Origin of the sequence: Mycobacterium sp. 050272 (assembly GCF_039023525.1) — a bacterium.
Lineage (GTDB): Bacteria > Actinomycetota > Actinomycetes > Mycobacteriales > Mycobacteriaceae > Mycobacterium.
In genome coordinates this window covers 103,513-118,174 of the sequence record NZ_JBCHKV010000002.1, presented here as the reverse complement: position 1 = coordinate 118,174, position 14,662 = coordinate 103,513, and the positions used below count along the sequence as shown (strand labels likewise).

The window sequence follows — 14,662 nt, the reverse complement described above, 5'->3', positions numbered from 1 at the left end:
GTTGCACGGAAAGGACAGCAGTGAAGCGACTGCGCGCCGTATTGGCGGCCCTGGTGAGCCTCGTCTTCACCGCCAACGGTTATCGGCCGTTGAGTAAGGGCGGATACGGCTCGGTATTCGCATTCGCCTATGGCGTGTTCGCCTCCGAGTTGCCGCTGCAGATGCTCGCGGTCCAATTCACCACGCTGGCAGCGCTGTCACACCGGCTTTCCCCGCGGGCCCGGCGCATCAGCTGGCTGGTGTCGGGGGTGTCGGCGGTGGGCCTGCTGGTGTTGCGTCACTTCGGGCACAAAGCCGACGAGCCGCTGGCGGCCGCGCTGGACGCCGGACTGGGAACCGAGCGCCGAACCGAGTCGGGCGATCTGTGGAAACGCCCGGCGCCCGGCGGTGCGACCGCCAAGCGGCCCGGCCCGGCACGCATGCTGCGGATCTACCGTGACTATGCGCACGACGGTGACATCAGCTATGGGGAGGCCGGCTCCCGCAACCATCTCGACATCTGGCGCCGGCCCGACCTCGACCGCAACGGGCGGGCCCCGGTGTTGCTGCAGATTCCCGGCGGTGCCTGGATGGTGGGAAACAAACGCGGACAAGCACATCCGCTGATGAGTCATCTGGCCGAATTGGGCTGGATCTGCGTGGCGATCAACTACCGGCTCAGTCCACGCTCCACCTGGCCGGATCACATCGTCGACGTCAAGCGCGCGATCGCATGGACCAAGGAGCACATCGCCTCCTACGGCGGCGACCCGGACTGGATCGCGATCACCGGGGGTTCGGCCGGCGGGCACCTGACCTCGCTGGCCGCGCTGACCCCCAACGATCCGCGGTTTCAGCCGGGCTTTGAAGACGCCGACACCCGAGTGGACGTGGCGGTGCCGTTTTACGGCGTCTACGACTTCAACGCGACCGGTCCCGCGATACATCCGATGATGGCGGCGATGGTGGCCAAGAACGTTTTCAAGGTCAGCCGCGGCGACATCGCCGAGCCTTTTCGCGCGGCGTCGCCGATCGCTCATGTTCGCCCAGACGCCCCGCCGTTTTTCGTGCTGCACGGCACCAACGACTCGCTGGTTCCGGTCGAACAGGCGCGCAGCTTCGTCGCGCGTCTCGGCGAGGTCAGCAACCAGCCGGTGGTTTACGCCGAATTGCCTTGGGCGCAGCACGCGTTCGATATTTTCGGTTCGGCCCGCGCGGCGCACGCCGCGGTGGCGGTCGAACAGTTTCTCGCCGAGATGTATGTGCGCCGCGAAAGTGCGGCGGCGACCGGCGATTAGCTCATAGGCTTCGCATGCCGATGAAGACCAGCACACACCCGGCCGCGGCCAGCAGACTGGCAACCTCGACGCGCCGGCGTGAGCGGATCCAGATTTGCAGCGACACCATCCAGGCGCGCGTCTGATCCGGCGCAATCAGATAGGCCAGCAGCGGGATCTCCACGAGCGCGAACGCCACGACATGGAACATCAGCAGCGCACTGAATTGCGTCATGGCCGCGGTGCCGGAGGCCACGATGGCGGCCAGCGCGGCGAGATAGTCCACGGATGGCAACGCGATTCCCAGGCCGGCCACCCCGGCCACCCACAGCGAACGCCCGTGCAGTAGCCGCCGGGAAAACCGCCCCAAACCGTGATGCTCGTGCAGGTTCGTCTCGGCCACGGCCGGGCGTTTGAAGCGGCCGACCTTCTCCCGCAGCAGGACCTGACCGCCCAGCACGACGGCAACAAGCAGTGCCGAACCGCCAATCAGAATCTGAAGTTTCGGCAAACTCACCTGCGGTGAATTCAGCAGTCTGCGCTGAAGTCCGAACACCACGGACAGGCCGACGGTCATGCCCATCGCGAAGCCCCCGCACAGAAAAGCGAAAAGCTGCAGCATCGGCCTGGGTCGATTCAGCATCAGCACCGTCATGCCGATCCGGAACGGCTCGACGCTCATCGCGAAGGCCATGACCAGCAGGGTGATCCACATGTCAGGATTCGGCTGCCTGGGCGTCCAACGTGGTGGGAAGAGAATCCGGTAGACCAGCGCGTTCGCGTAGCAGAGCAACGACGGACGAGTGCTGCATGATCATTACGTTACCGGCTGGCCTGCAGACCGGCGTGTTGCGCCTCGCCAGATGCTCTCGTTATGTGCCGTCGCTAGGTGCTTACGCCCCAATGCAATACGCGCGACGTCAGCAGCACGATGCCCAGCGAGACCGTCGCGACGACTGTGAGTCCTATCACAGCCACCAGCAGCGGACGCCATCCGGTGCGCGCGATTTGACGGAAATCAGTGTTGAGCCCGACACCGGCGAAGGTCAGCAGAAACGCCCACTTCGACACGTTCGCCAGGTTGGCCGTTTGCCCCTTCGTCAGCCAGCCGGCCGTCGCGATCGCCGAGACCGCCAGGAAGCCCAGCACGAATTTCGGGAACTTCTGCCAGATGAATGCGGCCTTGGCTGACGCGCCGGGGGCGATCTCGTCGGCCTGTCCGCGCGCGGCCCAGTACAGGGCGAAACCGAGGACGACAAACCCGATCAGCGCGTTGCGGGTCGACTTCACCAGCACCGCGATCTTTCCGGCGTGGTCGGAGAACAGGTAGCCGGTGGCGGTGGTTTCGGCGGTGTTGTCTACGGAAAGACCTGCCCACAGGCCGAATTCGTGGTCGGTAAGCCCGATCGCGTGTCCCAGCGGCGGCAACACGAACAGCGACACCGCGCCCAGCGCCAGGATCGCCGCGATGGCGTAGCTGACGTCGGAGTTGCGCGCACGGATCGCGCCCTTGGCCGCGATGATCGCCGACACCCCGCAGATCGATGTGCCGATCGCCAGCAGCGAACCCAGCTTGCCCGACAGTCCGAAGGCGCGCGCCACGACGATGATGATGGTTCCCGCGATCGTCATGTCCACCAGAATCTGGACCAGGCTGATCGCGCCGAGCTTGGCGATGTCGCCGAGCACGAAGCGCGCCCCGAGCACCACGATCCCGACCTTGAGCCAGAACTCGTAGGTCTGCACGCCCGGACGAAATATCCGGTGCAGGCCGACGGTGTTGGTGATCAGCAGCCCAATCACGATGGCCCACAACACGTATTCGATGTCGGGCACCCGCCAGTGTTCGTGTTTGGCCAGCGTGTTCCACCAGATCTGTGCGTATTTGCCCAGCAAGCCCACGCCGATGAGCAGCAAGACCCCCGGCGCGTAGTCCAGCGGCTGCCTGCTGGTAAACGTTGGTTCGTCCAGCGTTTCATCCGGTTCGACCCCAGTGGTGCTCACGCGATCACCACGGAATCTTCGGAAGCGCATTGGCCACCGCCAACGCCACGATCACACCGGCGATCAGCGTCGCCCACCAGTCCACCGATATCGAGCCGACCCGCTCGCGCCAATCACTCACGCACGCATATTGCCGGGCCCGGCGTCGCGGACCAAGTGATTGGCTCGCGCTGAATCTAGGTGGCGGGCCGCTGCGGGCTGCGTTCGTCGAGCAACGCGATGACCCGGGCGGCGAGCTCGTCGATGTCGGCGCCAGACGTGTCGAGCACCAGGTCGGGATTCTCCGGCGGTTCATAGGGCGCGTCGACACCGGTCAATCCCTTGAGCTCGCCCTTGCGGGCCCGCGCGTAAAGACCTTTGGGGTCCCGTCTTTCGCATTCGGCCAATGAGGTGGCGACGTGCACCTCGATGAACGGCAGCTTGGCGGCGTCGTTGAGAGCGCGTGCGGTCTCCCGGTCCGACTTCAGCGGTGACACCAGCGAGGCCAGTGCGACTACGCCCGCGTCGGCCAGCAACCGAGTCAAATGCCCAACCCGCCTGATGTTTTCGGTGCGATCGCCGGGGGAGAAGCCCAAATCGTCGGAGAGTCCGTGCCGCAGGTTGTCGCCGTCGAGCAGATAGGCCACCCGCCCGGATTCGACGAGCGCGCGCTCGACGGCAACCGCGACGGTGGACTTGCCGGAGGCGGGTAGACCGGTGAACCAGATCGTCGCCCCGGCCTGGCCGGTGGCGTGCCACCGGTGGCCACGGTCCAGCGCCGAGGGATGCCAGCGAATGTCGGTGCGTGGATGGGTGCCTGGCTTGACTTCCCGCGCCTCGATGATGGTGCCCGCGCCGACGGTGTCATTCGTGGTCTCGTCGATCAGGATAAACGCGCCGCTGTCGCGATTGTCGGTGTAGCTGTCGGCGATGACGACCGAGCTGGTTCGCAGGGTCACGGTGCCGATGTCGTTGAGCGTCAGCTCAACTGGCTGGTCGAGCTCGTCGAGTGTCTCGGGATCCAGCCGCGAGTGCAGTTCCTGCACGGTGGCCCGCACGGTCTTGGCGGTCTGCTTGAGGGCCAGCCGGTCGCCGGCTCGCAGCGGAGTGTCGACGAACCAGCACACGGTCGCGTCCAGTTCCCGGGCCTGCACCGGCAGCTGCGCGTCTTCGGCTCCGCTGACCAGGACATCGCCGCGGCCCACGTCGATGTCGTCGGCCAGTTCGATCGAAACCGACAGCGGCGCAACGCCTGTGGTGCGATCCTCGTCGAGGGTGTCCAGCGCGGTGACCGTCGAGCGGGTGCCGGCGGGTAGCGAGATCACCGGGTCGCCGACGGACAGTGTTCCCGCCGCCAGTCGTCCCGTGTAGCGGCGCCGCACGTCCGCGGTGGGTCGCGAAACCCATTGCACGGGCAGGCGCAGCCGCGACGGCTCGGCGTTCGGTGCGGCCAGTTCGATTCCCTCCAGGTACTCCAGCAGGGTGGGGCCGCTGTACCAGGGTGTGTTCTCGGAACGGTGGACGACGTTGTCGCCGTGCTTGGCCGCGATCGGAATGACCGTGATGTCCACCTCGCCCAGGCGTGCCGCCAGCTGCCGCAGCTCGTCTGCCACCTTGGCGAACCCGGCCTCGTCGAAGTCGATCAGGTCGATCTTGTTGACGGCAGCAACAAAGTGCTTGATGCCCAACAGCTTTGCGATCCGAGCGTGCCTGCGGGTCTGGCGCAGCACCCCGGCCCGGGCGTCGACCAGCAGGATGGCCACGTGGGCGTTGGAGGCGCCGGTGAACATGTTGCGGGTGTAGCGCTCGTGGCCCGGAGTGTCGGCCAGGATGTAGCTGCGGGTGGCGGTGGAGAAGAACCGGTAGGCGACGTCGATCGTGATGCCCTGCTCGCGTTCGGCGCGCAGACCGTCAGACAGCGCGGCGAGGTCGGCGATGCCCTCCTCGTCCGTCACCGCCTCCAGGTGGTCCAGCGGCAGGCTGTCGGTGTCGTGCAGTAGCCGCCCGATCAGCGTGCTCTTGCCGTCGTCGACCGAACCCGCGGTGGCGATGCGCAGCAACTGACGCGTGATGCCCTTGTGCGGCAGAGACTTTGCGGCGTTCTCGATAGCCGTCATCAGAAGTAACCCTCTCGCTTGCGGTCTTCCATCGCGGCGGCCGACGTGCGGTCGTCGGCTCGCGTCTCGCCGCGCTCGGACACTGTCGCGGCCGAGATCTCGGTGATCACCCGGGCGATGTCGGTCGCCCGCGAGCGCACCGCCCCGGTGATGGTCAGGTCCCCGACGGTGCGATAGCGCACCCATTCCGTCGCCGCGGTTTCGCCGTTTTGCGGACTGGTGTATTCCGAGACCGCCAGCAAGATGCCGTCGCGCTCGAACACCTCGCGTTTGTGCGCGTAGTAAATCGACGGTATCTCAAGGTCTTCCAGCTCGATGTAGCGCCAGACGTCGATCTCGGTCCAGTTGCTCAGCGGGAACACCCGCACTTGCTCACCCTTTTTGATCCGGCCGTTGTACAACGACCAGGGCTCCGGTCGCTGTGCGCGGGGATCCCACTGGCCGAACTCGTCGCGGAAGCTCAGGATCCGTTCCTTGGCGCGGGCGCGCTCCTCATCGCGGCGCGCACCGCCGAAGGCCGCGTCGAACTCACCGGCCTCCAGCGCGTCGAGCAGCGTGCGTGTCTGAGCCCGGTTGCGCGAGGCGCCGGGGCCGGGGTCGGGGACCCGGCCGTTGTCGATGGACTCCTGCACCGACGCGACGATCAGCTTGTGTCCTTGGCCGGTGACCCTGCGGTCCCGGAATTCGATGACCTCGGGGAAATTGTGTCCGGTGTCGACGTGCAGTACCGGAAATGGCAGCGGGAGCGGACGAAAAGCCTTCTCCGCCAAACGAAGCAGCACGATCGAGTCCTTGCCGGCCGAGAACAGCAGCACGGGCCGCTCCAGCTCCGCGACGACCTCACGGATGATGTGTACCGCTTCTGCTTCCAGCAGTCGCAATTCGTCGACGCGGGTGTCGGTACTGGTGGTCATGTCGGTAGCCCCTCTCGTTCGGCGTCGACCCGGTAACGATCTACCCATTCGTCGGAGCGTTTGTCGGCTTGACGCTCCAGCACCGGCTCGGGCGCCAGGTTGGGATCCAGGCCCAACTCTGCGAGAATGTTGCCTACGACTTGAGTCAGATTGCGCCACAACACCGGATACGGGATCTCCAAGGGCTTGACGTCTTCTTCGGCGAACCAGTTGCGCCAACCCTGCTCCTGGGCCCGCAGCATCGTGATGACGTGCGCGATGGCTCCGGCGTGGTAGGTGGCGCGCGCATCGCGGACCGGGTCGGGCCGGCCGCGCCAGACCCGGGTCTGCACGGCACGCCAGAACGACACCGCCTGCGACACCACATCGGGCCGATAGACATAGACCAGCAGCGGGTCCTCGCCGACGACATCGCGGATCGCCGCGAGCAGTCCGTCGCCCGACCGATTGGGCAGGCCATCGGCACGCTCCAGCAGCAGCGGCGTCTGGTTCCACATCAGCTTGCCGCCCCACACGCCGTTCGGCGTCCTGCCGACGGTGCGGATGTAGTCGCGCCAGATTTCCGGGGGCGCGAGGTCCGGCTTCCCCTCGTCGAGCGGATCTAGCAGGCGCAGGATCGACTCGTCGTCGACGCCGGCGAACCACTCCCGCGGTTGGGGCGCCTGGCTGGTCTTCGGCAGGTACTGGAAGAACTCCTGGGGCTCGCCGGCCACGCCGGTCGCCCGCAGCGATTCGACGAGTAGCGTGCTGCCACTGCGCTGGGAGGCCAGCACCAAATAGGACGACGGATTGTGTGCCACCAGCAAAGCCTATCCGGATGCAAATCTCCTGCAACACGCAGATTTACGTTCACGCTGAGCATAATTCAGCAGCGAAATCCCTTGACTCTCGTCAAGTTTGCTGATGAGCACCCGTTCTGGCGCGATCGCGTCGACGGCGGCTGGATCGCCGGACCTAGATGTGTCCCGGAATTTCCGGCGGCGGGGCGATCGGTTCCACCCGCGGTGGGGGTGCGATCGGCGGGGACGGCGGCAGGAACGGGCTTCCCACACACGCCGCGTCGGCGGGATACAAGGTGCATTGGGAATCGAGCGGACCCGTGGGCGGTCCCGGTGGTGGGGACGGTGTCGGTGGCCCCACCCAGTACGGGCCGCCCTGACACGCGGCGAACCCGGGATACTGCAGGCATCGGGGATCGTCAGGACCAGTGGGCAGATCGGAGCGGAACTTGTCGGGCACGACCCGCGCACCGGGCATTGCGTTGGCCGGCACTCCCGGCGAAGCGATGGCAATAACTGCCAGGGCCACAGACAATTTCGTCATCCGGCCTCGAGCACCCTGATCGCGCATCTAACCTCCCGTGCTCGGCGTTTCGTTATCGCTGGTTGGACCCTCGCATTTCGGAAAGCGCAGGTCAAGCCCCGTTGCCGGCGCGTGCTGCGGTCGCCGCGAAAGATGCGGGCGCACTTCGTTTCCGAGGGTTATCTCGGTGCGACATTCAGCGCGCGTTCGGCCTTGATGCGATACGCGCGGTCTTGTACTCGGGTTCGGCGACGCTTCGGCATGAGGACACCACGAGCGCCCGGCGGATGGTCACTGCTTGGAGCGGTGGGCAACTCCCCGGTGGGCAGACACAGTGCGGGAAACAGCAGGCGGCTGCCCGGGCGAGTGACGTACGTCTGTCCGCTCGGTGTCGTCCATACGACTGTTCCATCGGGCTGTTGCTCGTCATGCCAGCTGGTCCAGAAAGTCTTCAACAGGTGGTGTTTTCGGCACAGACACTTGAGGTTCGACGCATGCGTCGGCCCTAGCGGGTAGGGGACCGTATGGTCCAGATCGCAATATTCCGCGGGACGATCGCAGCCGGGGAAGCGGCAGGTCAAATCCCGGCACCGGACGAAACGGTCCAACCCCGCCGATGGGTGGTAGCCCACCTCGGGACAGGCCTCGGCGGGGTGGACCACAGGCCGCACCTCGGCGCCGTTGCCGATGAGTTGCGCCATCAGCGGCGCCGGGACCATACCGCCGCCGCGGATATGGGCGGCGGGTGTCCAACCCGGCGCGGGTGGTTCGGGGTCGGGGGCCAGTGCGACGTGCAACGGTGTATCCGCGGTGAGCGGGCGGCTTGGGAGTTCGCCGGAGATGCACGGATCCGGCCGGGCGCCGAGGGCGGCTTCCTCGGCGATGACATGAATCATCACCGCGCGGGCGCGTGGGTCGGTGTCCAGGGCAGCTGGACATTCGAGCGCTCCGCATGTGCACGCCAGTAGATCGGAACCGGCGGCCAGCGCGCCCAGCGCATCGGCGCGACGTTGCGCGAGCGTGCGGGGGTCACTGTCGCACACCTGGTGTGCCATCTGAGTCAACCGCCGGTCCAACACGGCTGCGTCGGTTGCGAACAAGGAGCCCCACAGTGCCGCGGTGCCGGAGTTACTGTCGCCGGGGCTGATCACCACATCACGCCCGCGGGCGGCGGCCCGGGTGCGGCGCACCGCCGCGGGATCGTGGCGGTCGACGATCGCGTCGATCGCCTGGCTGCTCTTGGCGGCCGAGAGTGGCCCGAGCCGCGCGGCCGCACTGGCGAGTGCTTCGTCGACAATTCGCAGAGTTCGCGGGTCGGTGATCAAGTCGGTACGCCAAACCAACGCCGTGGCCAACCGTGCGCTGAGGACGCCTTCGGCGAACAGGGCCGCCACCCGGGGCAGTCGGTCTCGCAACGCGACGGCGAGATACATTTGCCCGGATGCCGTACCATGGCTAATCCCTTGCGCAGCAGCAACTTCCGCGGCTATCGCATCCCAGTTGTCGCACGACCAGCTGCCGCGATCCACGGGACCATCGGCACGCCGGCGCACCAATTCGGCGATAGCCTGCAGTTTGCGCGCCGCGGCCGCCGCTTCGGCCCGGGCGCATTCGGTGATGCTGGCCACCACCGCGCGATCGCTATCGAACATAATTTCGAATATAGCGGCTTCTACTGACTCACACTTCTTGGCAGGGTCACGCCTGTGGAAAGACACCGGACTGTGGATAACGCCGCCCGCCGCCACGCCGGATAACGCCGCCAGCCGCCAGCCGCCAGCCGCCACGCCGCCTAACGCCGCCCGCCGCCAGCCACTAGACGCTCGAGCGCTCCAGCACCCGCAGACCCAGCGAAAAGAGTAGCCGCACTTCGGGATCGCCCAGCGACGTCGCCAACAGCTTTTCGATCCGGCGCACCCGATAGCGCACCGTGTTGGGATGCACCTGCAACCAGTATGCGGCCGTGGCGATGTCGCCGAAGCTGTCCAGGTAGACCCGCAGCGTCTCGGCCAGCATGGGATCCCGCGCCCGCAGGTCGCGTATCCGCGGATCGACCAACCGCTCGTCGGTTCCGATCGTCGTGACGATCTCGTCGAGCAGGACGGTGGTGCGCGCCTCGGCCAGCGACGTCACCTGACCAATCGAAACCGGGTGTCGCTCAGCACTATCGAGCACTCGATCGACCTCGCTGCGTGCCGCGGCGACCCCGGCCAGGCCGGCGACCGGCGCGGCGATGGCGGCCCGCAGCTCGACACCGAGCTCGGCGCGCAACGCGCTGATCGTGCCGCGGACCCACGACGTCACCGATCGGGATGTCGAGGTCGCGGGCAGCAGTACATACATTCGCGATCCTTGCGAGGCGATCTGAGCGTCGCGCCGAAAAGCGCTGGCGCTCAATGCTAAAACGTCGGCCAGTCGTGCGTGACGGGATCCGGTGTCGGTTGCGTCCCAACCGATCAGCGCCGCGGTGCCGTCGGCGGTCAGGCCCAGCTCACGGGCGATCGCCGCCACGTCGGCCGGATCGGCGTCGGTCAGGCCGAGCAACTGTTGGACCCGTCGCGCATGTGTTGACGGCCGGGCTGCTAGACGAAACATGATGCGAGCGGCCAACACTGCCGCGCCGCGCAGGATCTCCTCGGCGTCGTCGGCCAAGGGTATCGACCCCTGTTGCACCCAGATGGTGCCGGCGAACACCGGCGGACGCCGCGGCCCGGCCGGCGGCTGGTAGATCCCGATCGCCAACCGCGGACGCAGACCCAATTCCGGGCGCTCGTCAACGCGAACCACCTCGCCGCCGGCCCGCAGCGCGTCGAAGATTCCCCACTGGCCGATCCACTCCAGGTGCTCGGGCGGTCCGGCCCGGCCCAGGATGGAAAGCCGGCGCAGCTCGTCGGCCTCGTCGTTGGAGGCCGAGTAGGCGAGCACCTGCGACTGCGCGTTTTCGATGCTGACCATCCCGTGGATGCGATCGGCGAGCGACTGCGCCAAGCCGAACAGATCGGTGCCGGAGTCTTCGGTCGGATCGGTGCGGTCGCCGTGGTGTTCCAGGACGTGGTTGACCAGTTGGTAGAGCCGCTCCCAGCGGGCCTGCGGCTCGACGGCCACGACCGCGGACCCGACCGCCATGGCCCTGTGCACCAGAGCCGCCGAGGGCTCCTTGGCGAAGATCGCCACCGGGGCGTGCTCCGGTGCCTGCTTGTCGATCCAGCGCAGCGCCTCGTCGTCGCCGACACCCAGCAGGAAGAACACATCGGCGGAGCTCGCTGCCGCCGCCAGGCCCAGCCGGACGTCGTCGGAATCGATCAGCGCCGCCGATCTCACCGGCAGGTCCAGGCCACGCGGGGCCCGACCGTCCGGGACCAGGCTGACCAGCGTCGCGTCCAGCGCCAGCAGCAGCTGGCCCAGTCCGACCCCGGGCACCCGCATGTTGTCCGATTTTACTACGAGTGACGGGATATGTTGTCTAATCGGCTAACAGGATGACGGGCTGCGCCGAGGATCCTGGGCAACATGGATGCGATCACACAGGTGCCGGCGCCGGTCAACGAGCCGGTCCACGACTACGCCCCACACTCGCCCGAACGCGCCCGCCTGCATGCTGAACTGGCCGCGCTGGCCGATCATCCGATCGAACTCCCGCACGTCATCGGCGGCCTGCACAAGATGGGCGACGGTGCACGCATCGACGTCGTCGCGCCGCACCAGCACGACGCCACGCTGGGCACTCTGACCAACGCCGGGCATGCGGAAGCGGCGGCGGCCATCGAGGCGGCGATGGCCGCAAAGCACGACTGGGCAGCCCTGCCTTTCGACGAGCGCGCCGCGGTGTTCCTGCGGGCCGCCGACCTGCTGGCGGGCCCGTGGCGGGAGAAGATCGCCGCCGCGACCATGCTCGGCCAGTCCAAGTCCGTCTACCAGGCCGAGATCGATTCGCCGTGCGAGCAGATCGACTTCTGGCGGTTCAACGTGGCTTTCGCCCGTCAGATCCTGGCACAACAGCCGGTCAGCGGGCCGGGGGAATGGAACCGCAGTGAGTACCGGCCGCTGGACGGATTCGTCTACGCGATCACGCCGTTCAACTTCACCTCGATCGCGGGCAACCTGCCGACCGCGCCCGCGCTGATGGGTAACACGGTGGTGTGGAAGCCGTCGATCACCCAGACGCTGTCGGCGTATCTGACCATGCAACTGCTCGAGGCCGCCGGCCTACCGCCCGGGGTGATCAACCTGGTCACCGGCGACGGCTTCGCGGTTTCCGATGTGGCACTGGCCGATCCGCGGCTGGCCGGAATTCACTTCACCGGGTCGACGGCCACGTTCCAGCATCTGTGGCAGCAGGTGGGCACCAATATCGGTCGCTACCAGAGTTATCCGCGACTGGTCGGCGAGACCGGCGGTAAGGACTTCGTGGTCGCGCACACCTCGGCGCACCCGGAGGTGCTGTGCACGGCGCTGATTCGCGGGGCGTTCGACTACCAGGGCCAGAAGTGCTCGGCGGCGTCGCGGGCATTCATCCCGCACTCGGTATGGCAACGGATGGGTGACGACTTCCTGGGCGCGACGGCCGGCCTGAGCTACGGGGACATCACCGACTTGACCAACTACGGTGGTGCCCTGATCGACCGGCGAGCCTTTGCCAAGAACGTCAACGCCATCGAGCGGGCCAAGGGCGCGGCCGGTGTCACGATCGCGGTCGGTGGCGAATACGATGACAGCGTCGGCTATTTCGTGCGTCCGACCGTACTGCTGTCCGACGACCCGACCGACGAGGCGTTCTCGACGGAGTATTTCGGCCCGCTGCTTTCCGTTCACGTCTACCCCGACGATTCCTACGAACGCATTCTCGACGTGATCGACACCGGGTCGCGCTACGCGCTGACCGGTGCGGTGATCGCCGACGATCGTCGGGCGGTGCTCACCGCGCAGGAGCGACTGCGTTTCGCGGCCGGTAACTTCTACGTCAACGACAAACCGACCGGCGCCGTCGTCGGGCGCCAGCCGTTCGGCGGGTCGCGTGGCTCGGGGACCAACGACAAGGCCGGCTCGGTGCTGAACCTGCTGCGCTGGACGTCGGCACGCACCATCAAGGAGACATTCGTTCCGGCCACGCAGTACACCTACCCGCACATGGGGTCCGACTGATGGCCGGCGTGTTCGCCACCACGCTGCGGCCGGCCATCATGGCCGCCAGCCGGCGTACGGGTCTGCGCCGCGCCGCCGAAGGGCTGCCGGTCACCCGTAAGGTGGTGCACCGCTTCGTACCCGGTGAAACGATCGATTCCGCGCTGAATAGCGTTGTTGCGCTGCGCTCTTCGAGCCGCCTGGTCAGCATCGACTATCTGGGCGAGGACGTCTGCAACGCCGACGGCGCCGATGCGGCCGTCCGGGTGTACCTCGACCTGATCGAGCGGTTGGGCCGCCTCGATTCTGCGGGTGAGCGAATCCGGCCGCTCGAGGTCTCGGTCAAGTTGTCGGCGCTGGGGCAGTCGCTGGTGCGCGACGGAGAAAAGGTTGCCCGGGAGAACGCCTGGTCGATCTGCGACGCCGCGCAGCGGGCCGGGGTGTGGGTGACGGTGGACGCCGAGAACCACACCACGACCGATTCGACGCTGTCCATCGTGCGGGAGCTGCGAACCGAATTTCCATGGCTGGGAACGGTTTTGCAGGCGTATCTGAAGCGCACGCTGGGCGACTGCCGGGAGTTCGCCGCTTCCGGGGCCCGGATCCGGCTGTGCAAGGGCGCCTACGACGAGCCGGTGGCGGTGGCCTACCGGGCCCGTGACGAGGTCACCGACTCCTATCTGGCCTGCTTGCGGGTGCTGATGGCCGGCTCGGGGTATCCGATGGTGGCCTCGCACGACCCCGCCATCATCGCGGCGGTGCCGGCGCTGCTGCGCGAATCCGGCCGTGGCACCGATGAATTCGAATACCAGATGCTGTACGGAATCCGCGACGACGAACAGCGACGACTGGCCGACGCCGGTCATCACGTTCGGGTCTACGTGCCCTTCGGCACCCAGTGGTACGGCTACTTCATGCGCCGGCTCGCCGAACGGCCCGCCAACCTGACGTTCTTCCTGCGGGCGCTGGCGCAACGCGGCCACTGAGCTCACCTAGGCCGGGGCCGCGCAGGCGTAGCGTCACGGCCATGAGCCCGGTCGTCGACGGGCGGCCCGATCCCGCCCGCAACCATCTGCGCCACGCCGATCCCGTGCTGGCCAACATCATCGACAAGCACCCCGACTTCGACCCCCGCGCGTGGCTGGCGGACCTCCCGCCTTTGGACGCGTTCGCAACGTTGATCTTCCAGGTCATCGGCCAACAGCTGTCCGTCGCAGTCACCCGCCGTATCCTCGATCGCCTCCAGGGCCTCTTCAACGAACATCTCCCCACCCCCGCCGAGCTGTTGGCCATCGACCCCGACCAGCTCCGCAAGACCGGGCTGTCCCGACGCAAGATCGGCACGCTGCGAACCGTTGCCGCCCAGTTCGCCGACGGCACTCTCAGCGACAGTGAACTGCGCGGACTGTCCGATGACGAGATCCAGACGCGCTTGACCGCGATCCCCGGTATCGGCCCCTGGACCGTGCACGGCTTTCTGATCATCGCGTTCGCGCGCCCCGACGTGGTGCTGCCCGGAGACCTCGCCCTGCGCAAGGCCATCCAGCGGTGCTATGGGCTCGACCACCTACCGAGCCAAGGCGAAGTGGTCCGCCTCGCAGAGCCGTGGCGCCCGTATCGCAGTCTTGCCAGCGCCTACCTATTCCAAGACGCCTTCAGCCCTGCCGCACCATCGACCGGTACCACCGCCGATACCGAGATTTGACTCCGAACGCGCATCATTGCCATTTGAGCTCGTCGTCGAGTCGTTCGGCCTGCTCTTCATGGGCAGCGGCGGGGCGGGTGTCGATCGTGACCTCTTGCCAGTAGGCTGGACCGTACAGGTGAATGTCGTTGCCGCTGTTGACCTTTAGGACGCCACCGGTGAGTACCTCGTAGGTGGCGTCGTCCGGATACTCGTCGTCTTCGTCGTGGCCCTCGAGTTGGACCCACATTTTCATGGTGAAAGCAGTCCTTCGCAATCTGGCGA

Annotated in this window: 13 protein-coding genes; 4 read left to right on the top strand and 9 right to left on the bottom strand. The window is 66.9% G+C overall.

Going from position 1 to position 14,662, the window contains the following annotated elements; translation table 11 throughout:
• Positions 1 to 20 precede the first annotated feature (20 nt).
• Positions 21 to 1,277, top strand: coding sequence for an alpha/beta hydrolase (locus AAHS21_RS05295; RefSeq protein ID WP_342926668.1), 1,257 nt, complete (start codon positions 21 to 23; stop codon positions 1,275 to 1,277).
• 1 nt (position 1,278) lies between these two features.
• Here the strand turns inward: AAHS21_RS05295 and AAHS21_RS05290 are convergent, their stop codons facing one another.
• From AAHS21_RS05290 to AAHS21_RS05255, 8 genes are all read right to left on the bottom strand, one after another.
• Positions 1,279 to 1,971, bottom strand: coding sequence for a GAP family protein (locus tag AAHS21_RS05290; protein ID WP_342926667.1), 693 nt, complete (start codon positions 1,969 to 1,971; stop codon positions 1,279 to 1,281).
• A 170-nt stretch (positions 1,972 to 2,141) separates the two neighbouring features.
• A complete protein-coding gene (locus AAHS21_RS05285) occupies positions 2,142 to 3,290 on the bottom strand; it encodes a YeiH family protein (RefSeq protein ID WP_342926666.1) in 1,149 nt (382 codons plus the stop codon).
• Between the two features lie 146 nt (positions 3,291 to 3,436).
• Positions 3,437 to 5,356, bottom strand: coding sequence for an adenylyl-sulfate kinase (gene cysC / locus AAHS21_RS05280; protein ID WP_342926665.1), 1,920 nt, complete (start codon positions 5,354 to 5,356; stop codon positions 3,437 to 3,439).
• Positions 5,356 to 6,270, bottom strand: a complete 915-nt coding sequence (gene cysD / locus AAHS21_RS05275) for a sulfate adenylyltransferase subunit CysD (RefSeq protein ID WP_342926664.1) — start codon at positions 6,268 to 6,270, stop codon at positions 5,356 to 5,358. Before cysD ends, cysC begins: the two co-directional genes overlap by 1 nt.
• Entirely contained in the window at positions 6,267 to 7,070 is an 804-nt protein-coding gene (locus tag AAHS21_RS05270; protein ID WP_342926663.1) for a Stf0 family sulfotransferase, read from the bottom strand. Before AAHS21_RS05270 ends, cysD begins: the two co-directional genes overlap by 4 nt.
• A gap of 154 nt (positions 7,071 to 7,224) precedes the next feature.
• Positions 7,225 to 7,593: a hypothetical protein gene (locus tag AAHS21_RS05265; protein ID WP_342926662.1), complete on the bottom strand. Its 369-nt coding sequence runs from the start codon at positions 7,591 to 7,593 to the stop codon at positions 7,225 to 7,227.
• A gap of 158 nt (positions 7,594 to 7,751) precedes the next feature.
• Positions 7,752 to 9,224: a DUF222 domain-containing protein gene (locus AAHS21_RS05260; RefSeq protein WP_342926661.1), complete on the bottom strand. Its 1,473-nt coding sequence runs from the start codon at positions 9,222 to 9,224 to the stop codon at positions 7,752 to 7,754.
• A gap of 163 nt (positions 9,225 to 9,387) precedes the next feature.
• The gene (locus AAHS21_RS05255) at positions 9,388 to 10,998 is read right to left on the bottom strand and encodes a helix-turn-helix domain-containing protein (protein ID WP_342926660.1); all 1,611 of its coding nucleotides are present in this window, start codon (positions 10,996 to 10,998) and stop codon (positions 9,388 to 9,390) included.
• Positions 10,999 to 11,082: 84 nt separating this feature from the next.
• Here AAHS21_RS05255 and pruA point away from each other — a divergent pair, with 84 nt between their 5' ends.
• From pruA to AAHS21_RS05240, 3 genes are read left to right on the top strand one after another with little or no spacing between them, the layout of a single operon-like run.
• Positions 11,083 to 12,714 carry an L-glutamate gamma-semialdehyde dehydrogenase gene (gene pruA / locus AAHS21_RS05250; RefSeq protein ID WP_342926659.1) on the top strand — a complete coding sequence of 544 codons (1,632 nt, stop codon included), beginning with the start codon at positions 11,083 to 11,085 and terminating at the stop codon, positions 12,712 to 12,714.
• On the top strand, positions 12,714 to 13,679 hold the full coding sequence (locus tag AAHS21_RS05245; RefSeq protein WP_342926658.1) for a proline dehydrogenase family protein: 966 nt from the start codon (positions 12,714 to 12,716) through the stop codon (positions 13,677 to 13,679). The genes pruA and AAHS21_RS05245 overlap by 1 nt, the downstream gene beginning before the upstream one ends.
• A 41-nt stretch (positions 13,680 to 13,720) precedes the next feature.
• The gene (locus AAHS21_RS05240; RefSeq protein WP_342926657.1) at positions 13,721 to 14,398 is read left to right on the top strand and encodes a hypothetical protein; all 678 of its coding nucleotides are present in this window, start codon (positions 13,721 to 13,723) and stop codon (positions 14,396 to 14,398) included.
• A 13-nt stretch (positions 14,399 to 14,411) separates the two neighbouring features.
• Here the strand turns inward: AAHS21_RS05240 and AAHS21_RS05235 are convergent, their stop codons facing one another.
• Positions 14,412 to 14,633 carry a hypothetical protein gene (locus AAHS21_RS05235; protein WP_342926656.1) on the bottom strand — a complete coding sequence of 74 codons (222 nt, stop codon included), beginning with the start codon at positions 14,631 to 14,633 and terminating at the stop codon, positions 14,412 to 14,414.
• Positions 14,634 to 14,662: the final 29 nt, after the last annotated feature.

Coding starts and splice junctions, on each gene's coding strand:
- AAHS21_RS05290 (WP_342926667.1), bottom strand. CDS start 1,971: ATGTGGATCACCCTGCTGGTCATGGCCTTCGCGATGAGCGTCGAGCCG.
- AAHS21_RS05285 (WP_342926666.1), bottom strand. CDS start 3,290: ATGCGCTTCCGAAGATTCCGTGGTGATCGCGTGAGCACCACTGGGGTC.
- cysC (WP_342926665.1), bottom strand. CDS start 5,356: ATGACGGCTATCGAGAACGCCGCAAAGTCTCTGCCGCACAAGGGCATC.
- cysD (WP_342926664.1), bottom strand. CDS start 6,270: ATGACCACCAGTACCGACACCCGCGTCGACGAATTGCGACTGCTGGAA.
- AAHS21_RS05265 (WP_342926662.1), bottom strand. CDS start 7,593: ATGACGAAATTGTCTGTGGCCCTGGCAGTTATTGCCATCGCTTCGCCG.
- AAHS21_RS05260 (WP_342926661.1), bottom strand. CDS start 9,224: ATGTTCGATAGCGATCGCGCGGTGGTGGCCAGCATCACCGAATGCGCC.
- AAHS21_RS05255 (WP_342926660.1), bottom strand. CDS start 10,998: ATGCGGGTGCCCGGGGTCGGACTGGGCCAGCTGCTGCTGGCGCTGGAC.
- pruA (WP_342926659.1), top strand. CDS start 11,083: ATGGATGCGATCACACAGGTGCCGGCGCCGGTCAACGAGCCGGTCCAC.
- AAHS21_RS05245 (WP_342926658.1), top strand. CDS start 12,714: ATGGCCGGCGTGTTCGCCACCACGCTGCGGCCGGCCATCATGGCCGCC.
- AAHS21_RS05240 (WP_342926657.1), top strand. CDS start 13,721: ATGAGCCCGGTCGTCGACGGGCGGCCCGATCCCGCCCGCAACCATCTG.
- AAHS21_RS05235 (WP_342926656.1), bottom strand. CDS start 14,633: ATGAAAATGTGGGTCCAACTCGAGGGCCACGACGAAGACGACGAGTAT.